Genomic DNA, 21956 nt, shown 5'->3' with positions numbered 1-21956 from the left:
TGCGGGTCTGCTTGCGCTTGCCGGCGTACTCGGCGTCAGCGAAGGTCATCTGCTTCATGGGGAAACTCAGCGGGTGGAATCCGGGTATTTTGCCAAAATCTGGAAGTCTTCTTCAGAGTTTCCCTAAGGGCTCGGTTAGTGCGCTTGCCTAGGCAGCAAAAACGGCTGATTCAGGTTTCTGCGGATGTGTTGCTGGTATGGCTGGCATTGTGGCTGGCTTTCCTCATTCGCCTAGGTAACGCGAGTTTTGTAGACCCTCTGGGTGGCCATGCTTGGCTATTCGTCGTTGCACCACTGCTTTCGATACCGTTCTTCGTTCGCTTTGGCATGTATCGGGCGGTCATGCGTTACTTCGGCAACGATGCGCTGATCGCAATTGCCAAGGCGGTTACGCTTTCCGCCCTGTTGCTCTCATTGGCCGTGTATTGGTACACCGATGCGCCCAAGCTGATTCCGCGCTCCATGGTGTTCAACTATTGGTGGTTGAGCCTGGTGCTTATTGGAGGCTTGCGGTTGGTGATGCGCCAGTACTTTATGGGTGACTGGTTTTCACCGCACACGGCCACCAAGTTCAAGGGCAAAGAGGCAGGACTACCCAGGGTTGCCGTATACGGCGCCGGGGCGGCAGGCAATCAGCTGGTTGCCGCGTTGCGTATGGGCCGTGCAATGCGGCCTGTGGCCTTCATTGATGATGATCCCAACCTGCATAACCGTGTTATCGCGGGGCTGCGGGTTTACTCCGCCAAGCAGATTACTCAATTGGTAGAGGATACGAGCGCGGCTGAGATCCTCCTGGCCATTCCTTCCGCTTCGCGAGGGCGCCGGCGAGAGATTCTCGAGATGCTCGAGCGATTCCCTTTGCACGTGCGCAGTGTGCCGGGGTTTATGGATCTGGCGAGCGGCAAGGTGCAGGTAGAGGACATCCAGGAGGTCGATATTGCCGATTTGCTGGGACGTGAGGCGGTGCCTCCGCAGCAGGCACTGTTCGAGAGGTGCATTCGCGGCAAGGTGGTGATGGTAACCGGCGCCGGCGGGTCGATTGGTTCGGAGCTGTGCCGGCAGATCCTCTCGAACAAGCCCCAGGTGCTGCTTTTGTTCGAGCACAGTGAATTCAATCTCTACAGCATTCATATGGAGCTGGAGCGGTTGATCGAACGATCATCTTTGGCAACCAAGTTGGTGCCCATTCTGGGTTCGATTCGCAATGCTGATCGGCTGCTGGATGTTATGCGCACCTGGGGTGTCGAGACGATCTACCACGCGGCGGCCTACAAGCATGTGCCGATGGTTGAACACAATGTGGCCGAGGGTTTGCTGAACAATGTGGTGGGTACGCTGAACACAGCCCAGTCGGCTGTGCAGGCCGGGGTGACCAACTTCGTGCTGATTTCCACCGACAAGGCGGTGCGGCCTACCAACGTCATGGGCAGTACCAAGCGTGTGGCCGAACTGGTTCTACAAGCGCTGAGCAGTGAGGCGGCGCCTAGCCTGTTCGGCGTTGCGGACGGTGTACATCACGTCAACAAGACCCGCTTTACCATGGTGCGTTTCGGCAATGTGCTTGGCTCGTCCGGATCGGTCATACCGCGGTTCTATTCGCAGATACGTGCGGGCGGGCCGGTGACCGTTACGCATCCGAAGATCACTCGTTACTTCATGACTATCCCTGAAGCTGCACAGCTCGTCATTCAGGCGGGCTCGATGGGGCAGGGCGGGGATGTGTTCGTACTAGACATGGGGCAGCCAGTGCGCATTGCGGAGCTGGCCGAGAAGCTCATTCATCTGTCTGGCCTGAGTGTACGGTCTGAGAAATGCCCGCATGGGGATATCGCTATCGAATACACCGGCCTGCGGCCCGGCGAGAAGCTGTATGAGGAGCTGTTGATCGGCGACAACGTGAGCGCTACCGAACATCCAATGATCATGCGCGCCAATGAGGAGCATCTCGACTGGGATGTGCTCAAGGACAGGTTGGCGAAACTGCTCAAGGCTGTGGAGAGCGATGACTACCCGCAGGTGCGGCAGCTGCTGCGGGAGGTGGTGAGCGGGTATGTGCCAGAGGGTGAGATTGTCGACTGGATCTATCAGCAGCGGCGGGTTGAGCCGCGGGATTAGTCGTAATGGTGCTGGGTTGCAGCCTGGGTAGTGATTTTGAGGATGCATTCGCCGCGAGGGCGCGCCTCCCACAAAGGGTGGTGGCGCTTTGAGGTTGTGTTGGCCTGATGTTTGGGTGAGTTTTAGCTGGGTAGGTGGTTTGGGCTGCGTTCGCGCGTGCGCGTGCCTCCCACAAGGGGTGGTGGGAAGGCTTGGGGATCGTGTAGGTCTGCAGTGCCGTAGGGTGGGCTTCAGCCCACCACTACAGGTCTCGCTTGACTCTTAGTTATACGCCCTACGCCCTTGCACCCTTTTACCCTTGCCCCTTGCTGTGCCCAATCAGTGTCTCGCGCCTTCGTCGGGCATGGTCAGCAATTGCTTTTCACGGTTCCAATCAAAAGGCTCGTCATTCTGCTCGGCTTCGTAGCGACGCTCTTCCAGGGCTTGGAAGATGGCGATTTCGTCATCTGGCATGAAGTGCAGACAGTCGCCGCCGAAGTACCACAGTAAATCGCGCGGCACCAGGTGTGCGATTTGCGGGTAGCGGTGGAAGACCTGGCAGATCAGATCTTGGCCCATGTGCCGTTCTTCCGGCACGTTCTGCAGCCTCATGATCAGTTCGTCGAAGCGCTCCAGAAACAGCGCATGACTTTCCTCCGAGACTTGTTCGGCCTCGCCCATGGCAAGCAGGATGCCGCGTAGATGGGCCAGCAGGGCCAGGTTTTGATCGTGGTATGGATTGGCCATGGTGTACCTATGTCGGTTTTTGAGGCGCGATTATAGGCGCGCGCGCCAGTGAGTTGGGGTGTCTGGTTGACTCGCTTGGAGCCTGCGGGTTCGGTTTTTCGGATATGAGGGGCGGTGAATCGGTGCGAGCGGCTTTGTTGCCCGTCAGTCTGTGTTCGCTGCGAGTGCGCGCTTTCTACTGGCTCGGTTCGGGCTCCATGGGCGGATGGCTCTACGCTGAGGTGGTCGGCGTAGAACGGGCTGGCACGCCGACGAGGCTGAGCAGGTAGCCGTCAAAGCTGGCGAACTGGCCGTCTAGCTCAACGCCGTGATGCCAGGTCTGTGAGAGATCGATCAGTAGGCGCAGGCGTGCGGTGCCTTCCGCGGTGGTGTCCAATACTTCGGCATCTTGGAAATAGAAACGGCGCCTGACCAGCGGGTAGAGCGCCTTGAACAAGCTTTCCTTGAGTGAAAAGGTTCGGGTGACGAGCAGGGCACGTTCGGAATCGTTCAGGCGCGCAAGGCGTTGTTGTTCGTTCGGCGTAAGGATCTCGTTCGCCAGGCGGTCAGCTCGCTCCGGGATCAGAATTCGTTCGATATCCAAGCCCAGCCCGTCCCAGTGCAGCTGTCGAGCAACGACCGCGCCTGCCCAGCCGGCCCCATGGGTGATGGAGCCAACGGTGCCGATTGGCCATTGCGGCGCACGGTCTTCGCCAATTGGAGGGACGAAGGGCTCGCCTATGAGGTGGTGCAAGGCTGTGCGGGCGCAAATACGCCCGGCGAGAAATTCGGTTTTTCGCTTGTTGACGCCTTGCGGCGCGGGAATGTCCCAGCGGGTGAAATCGTCTTGCTGAAGCAGTTCTGGATCGAAGCGTGTGCTCAGCAGGTGCACGCCAGTTAGCGGCTGAGGCAGCGGCCAACTGTCGACGGGTGTTGTGCAGCAGCGTGGTAAGGGCGGGTGTTCGTTCATGTCCGCTATTCTGCCCCAAGGTTGATGGTTGTGGGTTCAGCCGTGCATCACAAGCCCTGGCCAGGGCCAAAATTCGCCCCGAGGTCGGGCCTCCCACGAAATGGCGAGCGCACAGCTCTTGTAGGAGGCGCGCCCCGCGGCGATGGAGCTGTAGTCCGGCCAGAAGCCAAAGCTTCGCCCTGAGGTCGGGCCTCCCACGAAATGGCGAGCGCACAGCTCTTGTAGGAGGCGCGCCCTCGCGGCGATGGAGCTGTAGCCCGGCGAAAAGCCAAAGCTTCGCCCCGAGGGCGGGCCTCCTACAAAATCGGCGAGTGCACAGCTCCTGTAGGAGGTGCGTCCTCGCGGTGATGGAGCTGCGGTCCGGCAGAAGCCCAAGCTTCGCCCCGAGGTCGGGCCTCCCACGAAATTGCGAGCGCACAGCTCTTGTAGCAGGCGCGCCCCCCGACGAAAGCAGCCGCACGTTTACGCCAAGTACAAGCCCCTCGTACGGTCTATTTCCCCACACCGCTCGCTATGTCCCCAGCCTGCCTGCTAGGGTTTAGCGCATTATCAGGGCGGAGACAGCGATGTTCGAATCAGCCGAAATTGGCCACTCCATTGACAAAGCGACCTACGATGCTGCCGTGCCGGAATTGCGAGAGGCGCTGCTCCAGGCCCAATACCGACTCAAGGCATTGGCGAGATTTCCGCTGCTGATTCTGATCAACGGCATCGAAGGCGCAGGTAAAGGCGAGACCATCAAGTTGTTGAATGAATGGATGGACCCGCGGCTGATACGTGCCGACAGCTTCGATGTACCCAGTGACGAAGAGCTTTCGCATCCCCCTGGTTGGCGATTCTGGCGTCGGCTGCCGCCTAAAGGGCATACCGGTATTTTCTTCGGCAACTGGTACAGCAAGATGCTCGAGGACCGTGTGCATGGGCGGATCAAGAGCGCTGAGCTCAAGCTGGCAACTGCCCGGGCGCAGCGGCTTGAACGCATGCTCTGCGACGATGGGATGCTGATCTTCAAGTTCTGGTTTCACCTCTCCAAAGAGCAAATGAAGGCCCGGTTGGATTCACTGAAAAACGACCCGCTGCATAGCTGGCGTATCAGCCCTTTGGATTGGCAGCAGTCCAAGACTTACGACAAGTTCGTGCGCCACGGTGAGAAGATCCTGCGGCTCAGTAGCCGAGATTTTGCACCGTGGTATGTAATTGAGGGGGTGGACGAGCGCTATCGCAGCCTGACGGTCGGCCGCATCCTGCTCGAAGGTTTGCAGGCCGCGCTGGCGGCAGCGGAGCAGCCTGGGCGGGCAGCGTCACAGCCGCATTCGGCCCCGCTGCAGATCGATCTGGATCATCTGACTCTGTTGGACAGCCTGGATCTGGATCAGAAACTCAGCAAGGACGACTACCAGCAGCAGCTCGCTGAAGAGCAGGCGCGGCTTTCGCAACTGTTGCGGGACCGCAGGCTACGCAAGCGTGGCGTGCTGGCGCTGTTCGAAGGGCATGACGCGGCGGGCAAGGGCAGTGCGATTCGGCGCGTGACGGGTGCGCTTGACCCACGGCTCTATCGCACGGTGCAGATCGCCGCGCCCACCGAGGAGGAGCGTGCTCAACCGTGGCTCTGGCGTTTCTGGCGCAATGTGCCCGAGCGCGGCAAGTTCACCATATTTGACCGCTCCTGGTATGGCCGCGTGCTGGTCGAGCGAGTGGAGGGCTTTTGCACCCCGGACGAGTGGCTACGGGCCTACTCCGAGATCAACGATTTCGAAGAGCAGCTGGTGGATGCAGATATCGTGCTGGTGAAGTTCTGGCTGAGCATCGACAAAAAGACCCAGCTCAAACGCTTTAAGGAACGCGAGGAAACGCCATTCAAGCGTTTCAAGATCACCGACGAGGATTGGCGTAACCGGGAGCGATGGGATGACTACAGCCACGCGGTTGCGGACATGGTTGATCGTACCAGCACGGAGATCGCCCCCTGGACGTTGGTGGAAGCCAACGACAAGCGCTTCGCCCGCATCAAGGTGCTGCGCACATTGAACGAGGCGCTGGAGGCTGCGATCGACAAGGGCCGTTAAAAGGGGAGGTGATGACGCCGTAGATTGGTTCCTTTGAGGCCGGTGGCATAGGTAGCGCTCGGTCTTGGCTCGTCGGTGGCTGAAGCCCACCCTACATGCGGCAGCGTCGCGGTTCGCTGACGCCGGCCTGGCAGTCACGCATCGGCGTGTTCAAGCTGCTGCAGCACCTAGTTTGGTGGGTTTCAGCCCGTCATTACGTATTGATAAAGCTCTGCTAGAGAGCTAGCAGCCGCTGCGTGGACCTACAACATCTACGGTGCAGGGCCTGGTGTATCAGCATCGTAGGGTGGGCTTCAGGCCACCAACATGTTCATTTCTGCTGCTACAGAGTGTGCCCGGTGAGATTCTGCAGGGTAGGGTGAGTGGGCGCTGAAGCGAACGCCCCAGAGCGATCGGGCAAACGATGGCCGTCCATATCCAAACTGAATGGTCGTCGCAATGCTGGCGAGGTGGGAACTATGCTCGGATCACCGTCCATCCTGCGGTCGTGGAACAATCCGTGCGCGTAGCGCCGTCACAACATCCCCGCGACCGCTCCTAGTCTCCGAGGTATGTCATGCGTGAAGTAGTGATCGTCGATAGCGTACGAACCGGTCTGGCCAAGTCTTTCCGTGGCAAGTTCAACATGACCCGTCCTGATGATATGGCCGCGCATTGCGTCGATGCGCTGCTGTCTCGTAACGATCTTGACCCCGCGTTGGTCGAGGACTGTATTGTCGGTGCCGGCTCCAATGAGGGGGCGCAGGGCTATAACATCGGTCGTAACGTGGCTGTGTTGTCCCGGTTAGGTATCGACTGTGCCGGCATGACGCTCAATCGGTATTGCTCATCGGGCCTGCAGGCTATCGCCGTGGCGGCCAACCAGATTGCCTCGGGATGCAGCGACATCATCGTTGCCGGCGGGGTGGAGTCGATCACCCTGACCCTGAAGAGCCGCAACACCGATCACCTGTTCAATCCGATCATCCAGGAGCGCGTGCCGGGCATTTATCACACCATGGGTCAGACTGCCGAGTTGGTCGCTCGTCGCTATAACGTCACCCGTGAGCAGCAGGACATCTATTCACTGCAGAGCCAGCAGCGTACGGCACGTGCGCAGGCCGCGGGGCTGTTCAGCGATGAGATCGTGCCAATGAATGTCCAGTACTTCACCGAGGACAAGAACACCGGCGAGCGCACCGTGCATCAGGGCGTGGTCGAGGGTGATGATTGCAACCGTCCGGACACCACGCTGGAAAGCCTGGCCGGACTCAAGCCCGTGTTCGCTGAAGACGGCTCGGTCACCGCCGGTAACGCCTCGCAGCTGTCCGATGGCGCGTCCATGACGCTGGTGATGAGCCTGGACAAGGCCATCGAACTTGGCCTCAAGCCGCGCGCCTTTTTCCGTGGTTTCACCGTGGCAGGCTGCGAGCCAGAGGAGATGGGCATTGGGCCGGTTTACGCGGTGCCGCGTCTGCTCAAGGCCAAGGGGCTGCAGATCGACGACATCGACCTGTGGGAACTTAACGAGGCCTTCGCCTCGCAGTGCCTGTATTGCCGGGACACCCTTGGCATTGATAACGAAAAGTACAACGTCAATGGAGGATCGATCTCTATTGGCCATCCATTTGGCATGACAGGTTCGCGCACCGCCGGGCATATCGTTCGCGAATTGCAGCGACGCAATCTGCGCTACGGCGTCGTGACCATGTGTGTCGGCGGCGGCATGGGCGCAGCAGGGCTGTTCGAGGCGGTCCGTTGAGCTGCATTGGATCGGTAATTCAAGCGTAACGTCGTGTGTGGTGGGCTAAAGCCCACCCTACGTGGGTGCCCGCCTGGGCGCTTCGCGAGGTTTTAAGCAATAAAAGCTTCGCCCCGAGGGCGGGCCTCCCACACAGGCAGATGTGCATCCCCGCCCGTAGGAGGCGCGCCCTCGCGGCGAATGGAGTGCGGGCCTGGCAGGAGCAAGAGCTTCGTCCCGAGTCGGGCCTCCCACACAAGCAGATGTGCACCCACCCGTAGGAGGCGCGCCCTCGCGGCGAATGGTGTGCGGGCCTGGCAGGAGCAAGAGCTTCGCCCCGGGGCGGGCCTCCCACAAAGCAGACGATGCACACCGCTCTGTAGGAGGCGCGCCCACGCGGCGAATGGTGTGCGGACCTGGCAGGAGCAAACGCTTCGCCTCGAGGTCGGCTCCCGCGACGATTGCAGTGTGACCAAACAGGGCAACACATTCCCAGCGACCACAGGACATTCCCAGCGAGCATAAAAAAACCGCAGAGCAACACGTGATTGGCTCTGCGGTTCTTTCTGCCTGATCGTCAGCCGATCAGGCGATGCCGGTGCTTAGCGGTTCAGGTTGTAATCCGCAGCAGCGCCGATGCCGATGACGTTAGCCGACGGCAGTAGTTGGCTGATGAAGCGGTTCCAGCGGGTGATGTTGGCTGGACCCACGAACACGACGTCCTGCGGCAGCAGCGGGAAGTGCTTGGCCAGCGCAAAGGCGGTCGGCGATTTTGCGTTCAGCTGGAAAACCTTGGCCGGCTCGGTGGCCATGTTTTCCGCACCGCGAATCACGTACAGCGCTTCACCATCCGCAGTTTCCTGGCGAATGCCGCCAGCGGTACCTACTGCGTCCATCAGGTTCATGTTGGTGGCCTTGAAGGACAAAGCCTGCGGCAGATTCACTTCGCCCAGTACGTAGATCTTGCGCTGGTCGTTGTACGGCAGGTGCAACTGGTCACCATCTTTCAGGTAAACCTGGTGCAGCCAAGAATCGGGACGGTTGAGCGAATCGACGTCGAGCATGTACTCACGACCGTCACGCTTGAGGGTCAGGCCGGTCAGGTCAGCAGTTTCGGTGTCCACACCTGCCTGGCCGATAGCCTGGGTAATGGTCATCGGTGCAGTGGTCACCGGTACTTCGCCGGCAGTGTTGAATGCACCGGAAACGACAATACGCTGGCTACCGAAGCGCAGGATGGAGACATCCACCTGCGGGCTGTCGATGTAGTTGGTCAGGCGACGAGCGATGGTGGTACGCAGTTCTTCGATCGTCTTGCCGGCGGCGTCGACATTGCCAATGTACGGATAGAAGAGGGTGCCATCAGGACGGACCAGACGACCGTTGGCGTCCAGCTGCTGCTGCGGGCCAGACGGGGCGGTCAGTTCGGGGTGATCCCATACAGTGATGTAGAGGAGGTCGTTCGCGCCGATGCGGTAGGAGCTGGGCTTGTAGTTCAGCAGTTCTTGCTTACTCGACGTACCCACGTCGGACGCCAGTTCGCCTTTGAGCAATTCGGGAGTGATGCGGATCAGCTGCACCGTGCCGTGTTCGGCTTCGGCGCCATCCTTGAACTCATCGGGATCGAGGTACTGGCCGGGGGCGAAAGCGCAGCCCTGCAGCGCAAGGGCGGAAGTAAATGCAAGAGCAATGAATGGTTTCATGGGTTGTTCATCCTTGACGGAGTGGTTGTATTTCAAAGAGTGAGACGGCTTGATTCACTTTTTTGCTTGAGGCGTTTGAGTTGTTCTTTCGCCTTTCCAAGAGGATCGGAGTCATCACTCCACACTCCTCAGCGACCAAATTGGATCGGTAGCCAAAGTTTCTCTCCTTCCTGAATGTTCATCTCCAGCAGCCTTATATTCAGCTGCGCGGAAGCGATTTAATTCCCTTTTGGTAATAACTACAGCGGCTTAAACGGTTGGGCAGGTTTAATCCCTTGCTTGTAAGCGGCGTGTCTGCTGTACAAACTACCAAGGCGGGACGGCGCTTATGTCTAGTTCGATGTTGAATTGCCATCCTCTGGTGCTTTCACAGTAGGGATAGACCGTCGTGTTCTGGCTGGGTTCACCGTGTTTCAGTGCAATTACAGCCAATTTTTCGATAATTTTCCTAGGAGTCCTGCTCCGCCGGCTTCGCTTTTTGAGCGCGGTAGTTTTTTTCGCGCATAAACGCAGGAACTATGAACAGCGCGTCATGGGCATAACGCTTTACCAGCCGTTTGGGCTCGGAGAGCATTCGGTGCAGCCATTCGAGTTTGTAGTTCTGCATCCATACGGGAGCGCGCTTAATACTGCCCGTGGCGAAGGAAATGGAGGCGCCGATACAAAATCCCATGCCGGTTCGCTCATGACTTTCGATAGAACTAGCAAGGATTTCCTGGCGTGGCGCGCCCACGGCATAGAACACCAATTCGGAAGGGTGTTCGCGAACGAACTGCAGTGCTTGTTGCACTTCTTCCGGCCTATTGATGAATCCCATAGGTGGGTTGTGGTGATACAGCGTAATGCCAGGATAGAGCGCAAGCAGTTTCACGCATTCCTGCTCAGTGGCACCGATCAGAACAATGCGCAGACGCTCGCGGTCAGCCCAACGCAGCAGGTCGACGGTCAGATCGCTGCCCGGAATGACCTCTTCGATCTGTACGCCGAGACGCTGCAGCAGCGGTTGGAGAATTCTGCTGTCGCACAAACGCAGGCGTGCCTTGGCGTAGGCGCCGCGCAGTGCTGCGTTTTGCTGCAGCTGCGCCAGGTGGTCGACGTTGGGCGTCACTACGAACGAGTAGGGTTGGTGAACCCCCTCGCGAATGCAGTTCAGCAACGCCGCTTTGCTGCCGGTGTAGAAGTTCACACCGAACGCGTGATTAGTCTCGTTAGACACTCATCGTTACTCCCTTGAAGGCGCCCTTGATGCCAGACCAGGCGAGGCTGGGGTGGTTGAACTCCTTGATGACGGTGATCACCGAAAGGAGACAGGCCGACACGAAAGCAAAGCCCTGGCCGTAGAAGCGCTTGTTGAACCGGGTCGCCGCACGGTTGCGGTAGTAGTGATAGAAGGCCGAACGGCCGCCTGAGCTGAGCGAGCCGTAGTGGAACAGCCGGCTGGACGGCACGACGCGGATGGAAATACCTTTCTTCTTCGCCTGGAACTGCCAGTCGACTTCCTCGGAGTACATGAAGTACGCCTCATCCATCAGGCCGACACGCTCGACCAGCTTGGCCGAGAACGCCAGGCTGCAGCCCATCAGATAATCAGGCTGCTCGCTGTTCTGGGCCATGGCTTCCAGCGTCTGGTCCTTGCCCAGCAGCTTGGCTTTGCCCAGTAGCGGATAGAGCTTGCCGCCGCCATAGCACTCCAGGCGTCCGGTGTCGGCGCTGAGAATTACCGAGCCCACGAACTGGCGGTCGTTCTCATTCAGCGCCTGGAGCAGCGGGGTAAAGGCATCGCTGTCGACGTAGGTGTCGTTGTTGACGATCCAGAAGTTGGTTACCGGCAGGTTTTCCTGCACCCAGCGCAACCCGTAGTTGTTGCCGCCGGCGTAGCCATTGTTTTCCGGGTTGGCCAGCAGTGTGACGTTGGGGCGCGGCTGTGCTTCCAGCCACTGGTTGAACGCCACCATGGAGCCGTCCTGGGAGTCGTTGTCGATGACCACGACGTGATTAAGAGCCGGGCAATGAGCGAGCAGGCTCTCAACGCAACTGATGGTTTCAGTAGCTGCCTTGTAGTTGAGGATAAGCGCGACGTTCATGGATGAGTTCCTGGCTGCGAAGGTGACGGGCCTTGAGGGCGTGAATGACGAACAGCATCGTGATGATCGGCTGGCCGTACTCGAACAAGCCATTGAGTGGCCAGATGACGAAGAACGCCAGAATCGTCGAGTAGATAAAGGTCATGTCTGCGGTGATGTTCTTCGCGATGCGGTGATAAACGAACAGCGTTATCGGGATAAGGAAGAACGTGAGGAAACCGAAGCGGAACAACGTACCGAAGACTCCGACATCGGAAAGGAAGAAATGCTCGCCGAAATAGGGAATGAAGCCGTCCTGCCACATCAGCGACAGCGATCCGCTGGGTAGCCAGTTGACCTGGTCCAGATGGGCGAAGATCGACGCGATGGTGTGCGTGCGCACGCCGTCTTCTACACCTTCGAGGGTGCTGTCATAGAACTCGGTATTCAGGCCGAGAACCTCGAGCAGGCTCGGGAAGAAATAAAACGGTGAAAGCAGAATCGATAACGAAGCTGCCCAGATAACCGCCTTGGCACGCAGGCAAAAAAGCGTGAACAACAGACACAGAACAATGAGCTGTCGAGTCTGAGTGGCGAACACCAGCGTCAGCAGAAGTAGTGCGGCGATCACCAAATACAGGGTCTTGTTGCGAGCCGCACCGTTGATCGGCGAGATGCCCTTCGACCAGATCTGGATGCAGTAGAAATAACCGAAACAGATCAGGTAGGGTCCGATGGACGAGCGATCCGGGCGGTCGTCCGAGCGCACTTCAAGGCGCGTGTCGGGAATCACGCCGAACTTGAAACACCACGAAAAGAACGCCGCGATTAGCGCCGCATAAAGCAGTCCTCGCTCGAACTGCAGCGTGCTGACCCGCTTGCCGAGGAACAGCAGCGGCGCGAAGCCAAGGCAGAACAGCACTCGCCGCTCTTCGATAAGGCCGAAGACGATCGGTTGACCGTAGGTGTAATACGCAAAAATCGCGGGCAGGACCAAGAAAACCACTGCGGTGTAAAAGCAGTAGTACATGAGGATGCGAAATTCACGCGGCGCGTTTTCTGACGATGCCAACAGCAAAAGAATGGTGAACACGATGCTGACCGCCAGGTACAGCTCGTTCAGCCCCTTGATGCCGTAGGGGTTGTGGGGGCTGTCACCGAACACCGAGAAGTGCAGGATTAACGCCAGAATCAACAGCGGAAAAAAGAAGAAGCGTGAGCCGAAATTTGTCATCAACCTGAGTCCTTAGGTATTGGTTCCTTGAGCGCTACAGCTTTTCAAGCTGTTTCCAGCGCCCGCTTCTTGATCTTCTTGCGTCGCACCAGCAAACCGGTAAACGCCTTGAAGCTCTGATAGAACCCGATCTCCTTTACCCCTTTGCCAAGCTCGAAGCCTTTGTACGAAGGGGTTTTGAGCAGCAGCAGCTTCATCGCCAACAGCCGCGGCAGGATCGTCGTGCGGCGGTAGTACTGGAACGGCTGGATGGCGAAGATGCTGTTCGTATCGAAAGCTTCCGCTTTGACAACGCCATCAGCCTCCGCGTTGCGAAAAAGTTCGCGACCTTTTGCGGTACGTACCAGAATCAGCGAATTGCCCTCACGCTCTTCGAAGGAGGGGTAGCCCTTTTCGTCGCCTTCCCAGCCGTCGGCGCAGACGATGTCGGCGAACTCACCGATGCCATCCGGGCAGATCTTGCAGCGCGTCTGCAGGTGGCGGTTGAGCACTTTTCCCCATGAGTCGTTGTAGGTCATGGTGCGCTCGTCGCCATTGGCCAGGGTGGCCTTGGTCAGACCCGGCCAACCGTCACCGCGGTAGCGGAAGGAGGTGACCTCGCTGCGCTTGGCCTCCAGTTTTTCCAGCACCTGCTCGGTGCCCTGCAGGCTCGGCGTACCGGCGCACATAAAGGAGACGATGTAGGGGATGTTCTGCTTGAGGCGCGGGTCGTGTTGCTGCATCTGGCGCACTGCCGCGGCATCGCATGGCTTGCCAATGAAGAGGTACTTCTCGGTGGACATGGCGACCCATTTCAGCGCTTCACCTGGGCTGGCCGGTGCATAGCGCGAACCGGACGAGGCGATGATGTTCTGCCGAGAGCGGCTGATCGTGGCTACGTTCTCCAACGGATCGGTTTGCGAGGCCTGGATCTGGATTACGCCGTCGACCAACTTGTTTTCCAGGCAGTACTGCGCCAGTGCCGAAATAACCCCGCCGGACGAGCCGGCCTGGCGGATTTCATTGTCGGTCGCATAGCCCTTCATGGTGTCGAGGATTTCGCCCCAGATCGGGTGATAGTTCACCGACTTGTAGGGGCGAATATCCAGGTTCAGCGCCGGGCAGGATTTGGCGAATGCCGCGCTGGTCTGCTCATTGGCGACCGGCCTGTTCTGATACTGGTCGTTGAGCACCGGGCGGTGGTAGCCATCGCCGGTCAGGCGGATCTTGATGGCGTCGTCGTCAGCCACCGAGCTGCACATGCCGCAGCCGCTGCACAGGTCGTTGTTGAGCACGCGATTCAATAGAGCTTTCATACCTGCCTTCCCTTGAGCGGCCAGCCACGCGCGTTGCGCGACTGGCAGTATTTAACGAGTGCGGTCATGCGGGTTGCCGTTGCTTGCGGTAGATGTTGAGCACCGCATAACCGTAGATAAGCGTCAGGACGACCATGCCCAGAGTGGACACCCAAGGCGCCGCCTGTATCCCGTGCGACGGGATGAAAATCCAATAACAGGCCACCGTGATCACGCCCGAGGCGATGATGCCGAAGGTGCGCAGAAAGCCCGTGCCCATGGCCATCAGCTGCACGCCCAACCCTGCGGCGACGAAACGCGCCGCGGTAAAGCAGGCGAACGCTAGCCAAAGGGTGTTCAGTTCGGCGTACTCGGCGCCGAGGAAGTAGTCGGTGAACAGCGGCCCGATAAAGAAGAACGCCAGGGCGAAGATCAGCCCCATGCCGGCGTATTCGCCGAGGATGCGGACGCCGTAGCGGAACAGCCCGGCCGTCTTGTTGTGCAGCTGATAAGCGAAGCGTGGAATATGCACGCTGGCCAGCAAGACGCTGAAGGGCACCGCGCCCTGAATCAGGCGCGAGCCGGCAAAGTAGATGCCTGCAGCTTCGCGGCCGGCGAGGTGGTTGACCAAAATGACGTCGAGCTGGGCAAAGATGTTGGTGGCGCCGCTGTCGATGGCGAAGCTGGTGGAGGACCTGAAGCGCTCTGCCAGTACCCGCCAGGAGCTGCGCAAAATGCCGCCCAGCGCGAGGATCTTCGATAGTGCGCGAAGGGCGAAGGTCGCATAGATCAGCCGCGACACCAGGAATGCCACGCCGATGGCCAGTACGTCGTTGTGCAGCAGAATTGCCGCGCCGATTAGCACGAAATGCACCAATGCGGTGACCACCACGATCTTCGTTTCGCGGTGAAACTGGCCGATGCTGCGAAACACCGTCAGCCCAAGGTCGCCATAGGACGATGCGAGGGTACCGAGCAGGAACAGCACGGCGGCGAAGCGCTCCGTGGTGTGCAGATCAAGGAAAAACAGAATGATCGGCAGCAGCACGATGCAGGCCGGCAGCACCAGTACGGACTTCGCCGCCAGGCTCGCAGACATGATTTCGCCGGCACGATGGCGCTCGGCGCCAATGTCGCGCAGCGCTCGCATGCCAAAGCCGTAGTCGGTCACAAGGGCGACAATGGTCGACCAGGTAATCACGATCGAAATGAAGCCGAAATCGCTCGGCCCCAACGTTCGCGCAAGGATTAGCAGAGTGCCGAGCTGCACGGCGGTCCGAGCCGCCGTGGTAACCCCCATAAGGGCATGATCTCGCATGGTTAGTTCTGGTTCGCAGCCTGAGGCTGTTGCAGCGACATCAGGATCTGCTCCAGCGCCGCGCTGTAGGCATCGAGCTTGCGGCGGATGATCACACCACTGGCGGCGACCTCAGCCTTGAGCTGTTCACGGTTGTCCAGGTGGGATAGCACCAACTCCAGCGCGCTGTCGGTGCCCTCGGTTTTGAGGTCGACGACGCGGTGATAATCGAGCGACTGATAAAGACCGGCGAACTTGCGGCTGTACGCCAGGGGCACGACCGGGACGCCGGCGGAAAATGCGCCGATGGTGGCGTGCATGCGCGCACCAACGAAGAAATCCATGCCACTGATGTAAGACTTGGCTTCGATCGGACCCTTGAAGCGCGGAGCCAGCTTGAGCTCCGGATACTGCTGCCGTAGTTCCTCGGAAACTGTGTAGTCGTCCTCGGCTGCAAAGCCGGTCGGGATCACGTGGGGTACCAAGTGCACTTCGTGGCCGCGCTCAAGCAGGGTGCGAATCAGGCGGTCGGTGAGCGCCTTATAGTCGGCTCGCAGGCCGAACTGGTTGGCACTGCCTTCGTAACCACCGTGATGCAGCAGCGCCGAAACGCTCAAGCCAACGGCCAGCTTGTTCGGGTCTCGATGCTCGGTCTTGCGCTCGAAGGGCAGGGCAAAGGCGACGTCTATGACTTCGTCACGGTTCGGCGTGTCGAGCTGCTTGAGCACATCGAAGGACTGATGGTCACGTGCAAAGACCATGGTGCTTTTCTTCATGGCCCATGCGGATGTCCTGGTTGCCCAGTCAGCTTTGAACGGGCCGATAGTCTGCGGCGAGAGAATCAGCGGCACGCGGCCACCGAGCGCCATTCCCTTGCTGACCAACAGCTTGATCAGGCGCTTGGCTCCGTAGATATCGGAGAAGCTATCGCCCTCACCGATATCGAATACCGCGTCACAGGAGCTGATCGCCTGGTAAAGACCATGGGGATTCTTGAGCAACGCCTTCTCGTTGAATTCGATGAATTCGTACTTGAAGCGCTCGGTAGAGGGTGGATAGTCACAAGGACCGGATGAGCCGATGATCAGGAACTCAGGCGTGATCCCGCAGTTGCGGGCTGCCTGGTCGATCAGCAGCATGTTGGAAATACTCAACGCGCCAACCCCAAGGTTGCCGGATGAGAATGAGTGCCATAGCAGTCCGAATTTCATGTTCGAGTCACTCCAGAATCAGTCAGCGTGGGGGCCAATCGCGGTGCAGTCGTTTGTCAGATGTTTGCGCATCAGCTCCATCTGCGGACGGTCCTTTCCATTGCGCGGCTCTATTGAAAGTTTGTAAGTGCCCCAGCCGGGGCCGCCGGCCCAGTACGCACTGGGCACGCAGTTGTCATTGAGGTAGGCGAGCAGGTTGTCCATCGCCTCGGCAGCTTCGGGCAGGTCGTCGGGGATGCCGTATTCGCCGAGAAAGCCTTTCTGGCCATGCTTCTTAAGCCACTCGATGAAGGGGCGGGCTCGTTCGACGCCGATCATCGGGTCAATGTCGCGGCTGGTCTTTTCCATGTACTTGCCGGAAAAGTCCTGGTCGAAGTACAGGTGCGCTTCGTAGACGATGCGGTCGGCTGGGTCGTTGATAAGGAAGTTGGCGTTCACCTGCGGCCAGTGATAAGCGCTCGACCAGCGTTCGCCCTCGACGAAGATCAAGGTCTGGTCGTCCACCTCACGGATTGCATCGACGGCAGCCTGGGCGGCGCCAGGCCAGAGGCCTACTGTGCCGTGGGGTTCGTTCATGATGTCGTAGCCCAGCAGGCCGCGATGGCCCTTGAAGTGCTCCGCCAGCTGGCGCCAGACCGATGCATAGGCCTCGTAGGGCACCTTGCTCGAGCCGATGAGTTCGCCGTGATAACGACCATAGTTGTGCATGTCCAGAATGACCTTCTGGCCGTTCATGGCCGCCAGATCCAGGGTCTTCTTCAACAACCGGATCTGATCGAAGTTCAATCCTTTGTCGAGCGAGTGTTGAACTCGCTCCCAGATGAACGGAAAGCGAATCAGGCGAATGCCCTGATCGGCGTAGTACTTGAAGTGCTTTTTTTCCGGGTAGAAGTAGTGCGTGCCGTTCTTGCCCGGAGTCACGTGCGGGGCAAATCCGGCGCCAGAGATATTGACCCCGAGCAGGGCCAGACCCTTGTCTGAAGTCGGCCAATCGGTAGCGCATGCGCCGGCAGCGGTCAGTGTGGCAACCAGCGCCAGAGCCAGTCGTGTTGCGCGTCCTGCTGGCCGGTTGGGGTATCTGGTCATTGCTAGCACCTATCCTCAGGCAAAAAAAAATACTGACGCGCTAAAGGTCAGTTGTTAGGCAGTTGAAAAAAAGGGGGGTGAATGCGGTGTTCGGCATGGCGACGGGGGGCCGTCGCCATGCGAATCACTTTTACTTGGTGGTACTGGCGTATTCGTACTGGTAGTAACCGTACTCGCCGTAGGTAGACGCCTTGCGTACGACGGCGTTGAAGATCACGCCTTTGACCATCAGGCCGTTCTGCTCGAGGCGACGCTTGGCCGCTTCGATTTCCTTCACACCGTTCAGGCCGTAGCGGGTGACCATCAGCGTGGTACCTGCCTGGCTGCCGACCAGCGCTGCATCGGTGACCGCCAGAATCGGCGGGGTATCGAAGATCACCAGGTCGTACATGTGGCTGATCTCTTTGACGAAGCGAGAGAAGTTCTCGTGCATCAACAGCTCAGACGGGTTCGGCGGCAGCTGGCCGTGCGTGATCACGTGCAGGTTGTTCAACTGAGTCTTCTGGATGGCATCGAACAGGGTGATGCGGCCGGAAAGGATGTCGGACAGACCCTTGTCACCGTCACAGCGCATGACCTTGTGCAGGTAGCCCTTGCGCATGTCGGCGTCGACCAGCAGCACGCGCTTGCCGGATTGAGCGACGACCGCGGCGAGGTTGGTGGTGACGAACGACTTGCCTACCGCCGGGCTCGGGCCGGTGATCATCAGTACGTTGTTCTTGGCTTCGATCATCGCGAAGTGCAGGCTGGTACGCAGGCTGCGCATGGCTTCGGTGGCGAGGTCGGCCGGGTCGTTGACGGTCAGCAGGTAAGACGCTGTGCTCTTGTCACGCTTGAAGTTGGCCAAGCGCTTTTCCAGCACAGCCTGCTTCTCGGTGAACGGAATCGAGGCATATACCGGGGTGCCGGTACGCTCGATGTCTTCCGGATTCTCTACACCGCGCTTGAGTGCTTCACGGACATAGACGAAGGCAGTAGCGAGCAGAGCGCCGAGCAAAGTAACGACGATCACAACCAGCGGCTTGTTCGGCTTGACCGGGTTCTCCAGATCCGCTGCAGCGTGGTCGATGATGCGCACGTTGCCCACGGTACCGGCACGGATGATGTCCAGCTCCTGGGTCTTGTTCAGCAGCATGGAGTAGGTTTCCGAGGAAACTTCCACGTCACGGGTCAGGCGCAGCAGTTCCTGCTGGGTCGACGGCAGGGTGCCGATCTGCTTCTCCAGTTCTTCCTTCTGCAGTTGCAGTTGGTTGATCTGGTTCAGCAGTGCCTGGAAGTTCGGGTGCTGGCGGGTGAAGCGGCGTTCCATCTCGGTACGCTTGAGGTTCTGCTCGGAGATCTGACGCTCCATGTCGACGATACGATCGAGCACCGATTGCGTCTCAGCGGTGATATCCACCGAGCGCGAACCGGTCTGGTACTTGTTCAGCGCGGTTTGTGCCGCTTCAAGGTGGCGACGGACCGTCGGAATCTGCTCGTTGAGGAACTCAAGACTCTGGGTGGCCTCGGCCGCATTGCGCGCGATGTTCTGCTCGACATAGAGGTTGGCCACTTCTTCCAGTACGCGGATGGCATGTGCTGGATTGGGGTCCTCAAGCGTCACGTTGACGATTCCGGACTGCTTGCCACGCTCGGCTGCCGCCAGACGCTGCTGGAAGCTCTCGGTGGTGTTGTACGTGCGATTCTTGATCACGGTAAAGGTGGTGCCCGGGCGTGCATTCAGCTCGGCAACGGTGACGCGATAGTCCTCGTTCTCCACCGGCTCACCGACAACGCCCTGGACGACGACTTCACCATCCTTGTCGCGCAGGATGAAGCCGTTGTTCTCGGCCGCTTCAAGGGTCAGCTCCTTACCGTGCACCTTATCCGGTACTTCTAGCTGAGTGACCTTGAGCACTTCGCCGCCCCAGGCGTAGCCGCCCAGACCAGTCGGGTGCCAGCCCAGCTCACCTTCTTCCGTCGGCTCGAAACGGCGCGCCATGAAGCCGCCGATGATCGGGAAGTGGTGGGGGGTAATGATGATGTCGAGGTTCAGGTTGCTGACCGCACCGCCAACCACCGAGCGCGATTTGAGCAGTGCAATCTCGGTTTGCGCCGGGGATACCGGTGGGTTGCTGTTGACCACATCGGTCAAGCTTGGCAGGCCGCTCTTGGGCTCGATCTGGATCATCGCGCTTGCGAGATAGACCGGTGTAGCGAGCAGCGCATAGGCGATACCCAGGGCTGCGAAGAACCCTGTGATGCCCAGTATGAGCACGCGGTTGTTGATGAACGTGTCAAAGAGGTGGGCCAGGTCGATGTCCTTGTCCTCTTTGGTTTCATAGATTGGGCGGGGCATGGTTGTCATCGAAGTTCCTTCTTCATTTCAGGTAAGGAAGCCAGCTCTCGACGGATTTCGTCAGGAGATTATGGACATGTTCAAAAGCAGGTTTGGATTGGCGGTACGGGTCTGGTATTTCCAGGTCGTCCTGCCATTTGCCGATGAGAAACGTTTTGCCATGCACTTCGGGTGCAATCTGGCGAATGTGCTGAATGTGGCTATGCTCCATTGCAAGGATCAGGTCGGCCTGGTGCAGCATGTGGCTGTCGACCTGGCGGGCGCAGTGGGCTGGGAGTTCCAGTCCGTTGTCCTGCAATACTTCATGGGCGGTCTTGTCCATCGGGTTACCTACTAGTGCACCAATACCTGCCGAGCTGATCGTCAGGTCCTGGCCGCGAAGTCTGTGCGCCAACATTGCTTCGGCCGCGGGGCTTCGACAGATGTTTCCAACACAGACGATCAAGATGTTCTTGAACATGGGGTTAACCTCGTGGCTGCTGGTTCGCAGTCGCCGGGGTGGGGCCCTCGGTGAACGGAAATGAGATTTTTGGGAGCGTCATTAGTTCCTTCCTGTCACGCCTTATGCGGCGTGACTTTTTCCAGTCTTTTCGGCAGCAGGTCGCCCAGTCGCCGATCAGTACACATCCTTGTTGAAGATCAATGCCGGTGGAGTACGCACGAGGATGTAAAGGTCGAACCAGACTGACCATCGCTCGATGTAGTCCAGGTCGAACTCAACGCGCTTCTCGATCTTCTCCAGCGTGTCGGTTTCACCCCGATAGCCGTTGATCTGCGCCCATCCGGTGATACCAGGCTTCACGCGATGACGCGCGGAGTACTCGGCCACGGCGTCCTCGAACAGCACGCCGGCAGCTTTGGTGGCGGTGGCATGTGGACGCGGACCGACCATGGACATGCTGCCGAGAAATACGTTCAGCAGTTGAGGCAGTTCATCGAGGCTGGTCTTGCGGATGAAGCGGCCGATGCGGGTAATCCGGTCGTCGCCGCGAGTGGTCTGGCGGTCGGCGTTTGCATCGGATTTTTCGTGGTACATCGAGCGGAATTTGAAGACTTCGATCAGGCGATTGTTGTAGCCATAGCGCTTCTGCTTGAACAGTACGGGGCCGGGCGAGTCGAGCTTGATCGCCAGGGCTATCGCCAGCATGACTGGAGCGGCGGCGAGCAGCGCAATGCTGGAGATGACAATGTCTTCCAGGCGCTTGAACATCGGCGACCAACCACGCAGTGGCAGGTCCGACGCGATGAGGGTCGGCAGACCGCCGATCTCGGTGATGCGCTTGTCGGCATGGCGGAAGGCAACCATGTCGGGGACCAGCAGAACGTTGACCGGCAGCTTGCGAAGCTCGGCAATCACCTGGCCGATTCGGCTGTCAGCGAACCAGGGCAGGGCGACCAGCACTTGCGTGACTTTCTCTTCGCGAATCATTCGCTCCAGATCACGGGTGTTGCCCAGTAGCGGCAGGTTGGCCAGCTCTGTGGGCAGGCGCTCCAGACGGTCGTCAATGAAGCCGAGGACGCCAGTGCGGATGTCGCGGTGGTTCTGCAGGTATTCGGCAACGCGGATTCCGTTATCGGTGCCGCCAAGGATTACCGCGTTCTGAAGGAACATTCCGCGTGCCATTAGTCGGCGGAACAGGGCCAGCATCGCCAGGCGCTCTGCGCCGAACAGTACAGTGCTCGTGAAGAACCAGAAGGCTAGGTGCTTGGCTTCCAGATAGCCGAACAGCCCCATGCCCTGGTGCATGAACACTAGAAAACTGAAAGCCGCCGCCCATGCGAGGAGCATGACGCGAAAGCGCAGCAGTGTGCTGAACACCTCTTCGCTATAAATGCCTGCGGTATGAAAAATGATGATGCTGAGCACTGCGAAGAAGCCCAGAAATGCACTGAATGGCCCGGTGGTGGGGAGGTCCATGAAGGCCAGTAGCAGGAGGCCCGGTAGGATGGCCGTCAGGCCGTGAATCAGGCGGACGCTTGCCAGAAAGTAATCGACGAAACTCGGGTGAGCATATTCAAGGGTTCCAACTGACTGTACGCGCATACAAGGCTCCATCCTCAGCTCAAAGCTGGCTCATATCTCGAATTAATCGTCGCGGCACGCGGAAGGGTGATAGCAGGCCGCCATCGCAACCGTGATTGGGACTCCTGCTCCGACCGTGCCTCTCGGGATG

Annotated in this window: 16 protein-coding genes; 3 read left to right on the top strand and 13 right to left on the bottom strand. The window is 59.0% G+C overall.

The features are described from left to right. Positions 1–138 precede the first annotated feature (138 nt). A complete protein-coding gene (locus CXK91_RS21230; protein WP_103457991.1) occupies positions 139–2115 on the top strand; it encodes a polysaccharide biosynthesis protein in 1977 nt (658 codons plus the stop codon). Between the two features lie 318 nt (positions 2116–2433). On the opposite strand, the gene CXK91_RS21225 is transcribed toward CXK91_RS21230, so the two are convergent. Together CXK91_RS21225 and CXK91_RS21220 are read right to left on the bottom strand one after the other, a co-directional pair. Further along, positions 2434–2841 carry a PA2817 family protein gene (locus CXK91_RS21225; protein WP_103457990.1) on the bottom strand — a complete coding sequence of 136 codons (408 nt, stop codon included), beginning with the start codon at positions 2839–2841 and terminating at the stop codon, positions 2434–2436. A gap of 211 nt (positions 2842–3052) precedes the next feature. Then, positions 3053–3790 (bottom strand): 4'-phosphopantetheinyl transferase family protein, encoded by a 738-nt coding sequence (locus tag CXK91_RS21220; RefSeq protein ID WP_058064695.1) that lies wholly within the window; start codon positions 3788–3790, stop codon positions 3053–3055. Between the two features lie 566 nt (positions 3791–4356). Between CXK91_RS21220 and pap the strand changes: the two genes are divergently transcribed. Then, positions 4357–5856 carry a polyphosphate:AMP phosphotransferase gene (gene pap, locus CXK91_RS21215; protein WP_103457989.1) on the top strand — a complete coding sequence of 500 codons (1500 nt, stop codon included), beginning with the start codon at positions 4357–4359 and terminating at the stop codon, positions 5854–5856. A gap of 556 nt (positions 5857–6412) precedes the next feature. Further along, positions 6413–7597 carry a thiolase family protein gene (locus CXK91_RS21210; RefSeq protein WP_103457988.1) on the top strand — a complete coding sequence of 395 codons (1185 nt, stop codon included), beginning with the start codon at positions 6413–6415 and terminating at the stop codon, positions 7595–7597. Positions 7598–8178: 581 nt separating this feature from the next. Here CXK91_RS21210 and CXK91_RS21205 read toward each other — a convergent pair. From CXK91_RS21205 to CXK91_RS21155, 11 genes are all read right to left on the bottom strand, one after another. Beyond that, a complete protein-coding gene (locus tag CXK91_RS21205; protein WP_103457987.1) occupies positions 8179–9279 on the bottom strand; it encodes a polysaccharide biosynthesis/export family protein in 1101 nt (366 codons plus the stop codon). A 448-nt stretch (positions 9280–9727) separates the two neighbouring features. Beyond that, positions 9728–10495, bottom strand: coding sequence for a WecB/TagA/CpsF family glycosyltransferase (locus CXK91_RS21200; protein ID WP_103457986.1), 768 nt, complete (start codon positions 10493–10495; stop codon positions 9728–9730). Next, entirely contained in the window at positions 10488–11363 is an 876-nt protein-coding gene (locus CXK91_RS21195) for a glycosyltransferase family 2 protein (RefSeq protein WP_058064690.1), read from the bottom strand. Before CXK91_RS21195 ends, CXK91_RS21200 begins: the two co-directional genes overlap by 8 nt. Further along, a complete protein-coding gene (locus tag CXK91_RS21190) occupies positions 11323–12576 on the bottom strand; it encodes a hypothetical protein (protein ID WP_103457985.1) in 1254 nt (417 codons plus the stop codon). The genes CXK91_RS21195 and CXK91_RS21190 overlap by 41 nt, the downstream gene beginning before the upstream one ends. A 44-nt stretch (positions 12577–12620) precedes the next feature. Next, positions 12621–13871 (bottom strand): Coenzyme F420 hydrogenase/dehydrogenase, beta subunit C-terminal domain, encoded by a 1251-nt coding sequence (locus tag CXK91_RS21185; protein ID WP_103457984.1) that lies wholly within the window; start codon positions 13869–13871, stop codon positions 12621–12623. A gap of 64 nt (positions 13872–13935) precedes the next feature. Beyond that, positions 13936–15168: an oligosaccharide flippase family protein gene (locus CXK91_RS21180; protein ID WP_103457983.1), complete on the bottom strand. Its 1233-nt coding sequence runs from the start codon at positions 15166–15168 to the stop codon at positions 13936–13938. Between the two features lie 2 nt (positions 15169–15170). Further along, positions 15171–16358: a polysaccharide pyruvyl transferase family protein gene (locus tag CXK91_RS21175; protein ID WP_058064687.1), complete on the bottom strand. Its 1188-nt coding sequence runs from the start codon at positions 16356–16358 to the stop codon at positions 15171–15173. 18 nt (positions 16359–16376) lie between these two features. Then, the gene (locus tag CXK91_RS21170) at positions 16377–17444 is read right to left on the bottom strand and encodes a glycoside hydrolase family 5 protein (protein WP_103457982.1); all 1068 of its coding nucleotides are present in this window, start codon (positions 17442–17444) and stop codon (positions 16377–16379) included. Positions 17445–17574: 130 nt separating this feature from the next. After that, the gene (locus tag CXK91_RS21165) at positions 17575–19791 is read right to left on the bottom strand and encodes a polysaccharide biosynthesis tyrosine autokinase (protein WP_103457981.1); all 2217 of its coding nucleotides are present in this window, start codon (positions 19789–19791) and stop codon (positions 17575–17577) included. A 13-nt stretch (positions 19792–19804) separates the two neighbouring features. Then, positions 19805–20242 (bottom strand): low molecular weight protein-tyrosine-phosphatase, encoded by a 438-nt coding sequence (locus CXK91_RS21160; RefSeq protein ID WP_103457980.1) that lies wholly within the window; start codon positions 20240–20242, stop codon positions 19805–19807. 156 nt (positions 20243–20398) lie between these two features. Next, complete coding sequence (locus tag CXK91_RS21155) at positions 20399–21826, bottom strand: undecaprenyl-phosphate glucose phosphotransferase (protein WP_103457979.1); 1428 nt, start codon at positions 21824–21826, stop codon at positions 20399–20401. Between the last annotated feature and the right edge of the window lie 130 nt (positions 21827–21956).

The sequence above is a fragment of the Stutzerimonas stutzeri genome (assembly GCF_002909485.1).
GTDB lineage: Bacteria > Pseudomonadota > Gammaproteobacteria > Pseudomonadales > Pseudomonadaceae > Stutzerimonas > Stutzerimonas stutzeri_AH.
Note: the sequence above shows the minus strand (reverse complement) of the source record. Positions and strands in the feature narration are given on the sequence as shown.

Coding starts and splice junctions, on each gene's coding strand:
- CXK91_RS21205 (WP_103457987.1), bottom strand. CDS start 9,279: ATGAAACCATTCATTGCTCTTGCATTTACTTCCGCCCTTGCGCTGCAG.
- CXK91_RS21220 (WP_058064695.1), bottom strand. CDS start 3,790: ATGAACGAACACCCGCCCTTACCACGCTGCTGCACAACACCCGTCGAC.
- CXK91_RS21185 (WP_103457984.1), bottom strand. CDS start 13,871: ATGAAAGCTCTATTGAATCGCGTGCTCAACAACGACCTGTGCAGCGGC.
- CXK91_RS21170 (WP_103457982.1), bottom strand. CDS start 17,444: ATGACCAGATACCCCAACCGGCCAGCAGGACGCGCAACACGACTGGCT.
- CXK91_RS21155 (WP_103457979.1), bottom strand. CDS start 21,826: ATGCGCGTACAGTCAGTTGGAACCCTTGAATATGCTCACCCGAGTTTC.
- CXK91_RS21165 (WP_103457981.1), bottom strand. CDS start 19,791: ATGACAACCATGCCCCGCCCAATCTATGAAACCAAAGAGGACAAGGAC.
- CXK91_RS21175 (WP_058064687.1), bottom strand. CDS start 16,358: ATGAAATTCGGACTGCTATGGCACTCATTCTCATCCGGCAACCTTGGG.
- pap (WP_103457989.1), top strand. CDS start 4,357: ATGTTCGAATCAGCCGAAATTGGCCACTCCATTGACAAAGCGACCTAC.
- CXK91_RS21195 (WP_058064690.1), bottom strand. CDS start 11,363: ATGAACGTCGCGCTTATCCTCAACTACAAGGCAGCTACTGAAACCATC.
- CXK91_RS21210 (WP_103457988.1), top strand. CDS start 6,413: ATGCGTGAAGTAGTGATCGTCGATAGCGTACGAACCGGTCTGGCCAAG.
- CXK91_RS21180 (WP_103457983.1), bottom strand. CDS start 15,168: ATGCGAGATCATGCCCTTATGGGGGTTACCACGGCGGCTCGGACCGCC.
- CXK91_RS21160 (WP_103457980.1), bottom strand. CDS start 20,242: ATGTTCAAGAACATCTTGATCGTCTGTGTTGGAAACATCTGTCGAAGC.
- CXK91_RS21225 (WP_103457990.1), bottom strand. CDS start 2,841: ATGGCCAATCCATACCACGATCAAAACCTGGCCCTGCTGGCCCATCTA.
- CXK91_RS21190 (WP_103457985.1), bottom strand. CDS start 12,576: ATGACAAATTTCGGCTCACGCTTCTTCTTTTTTCCGCTGTTGATTCTG.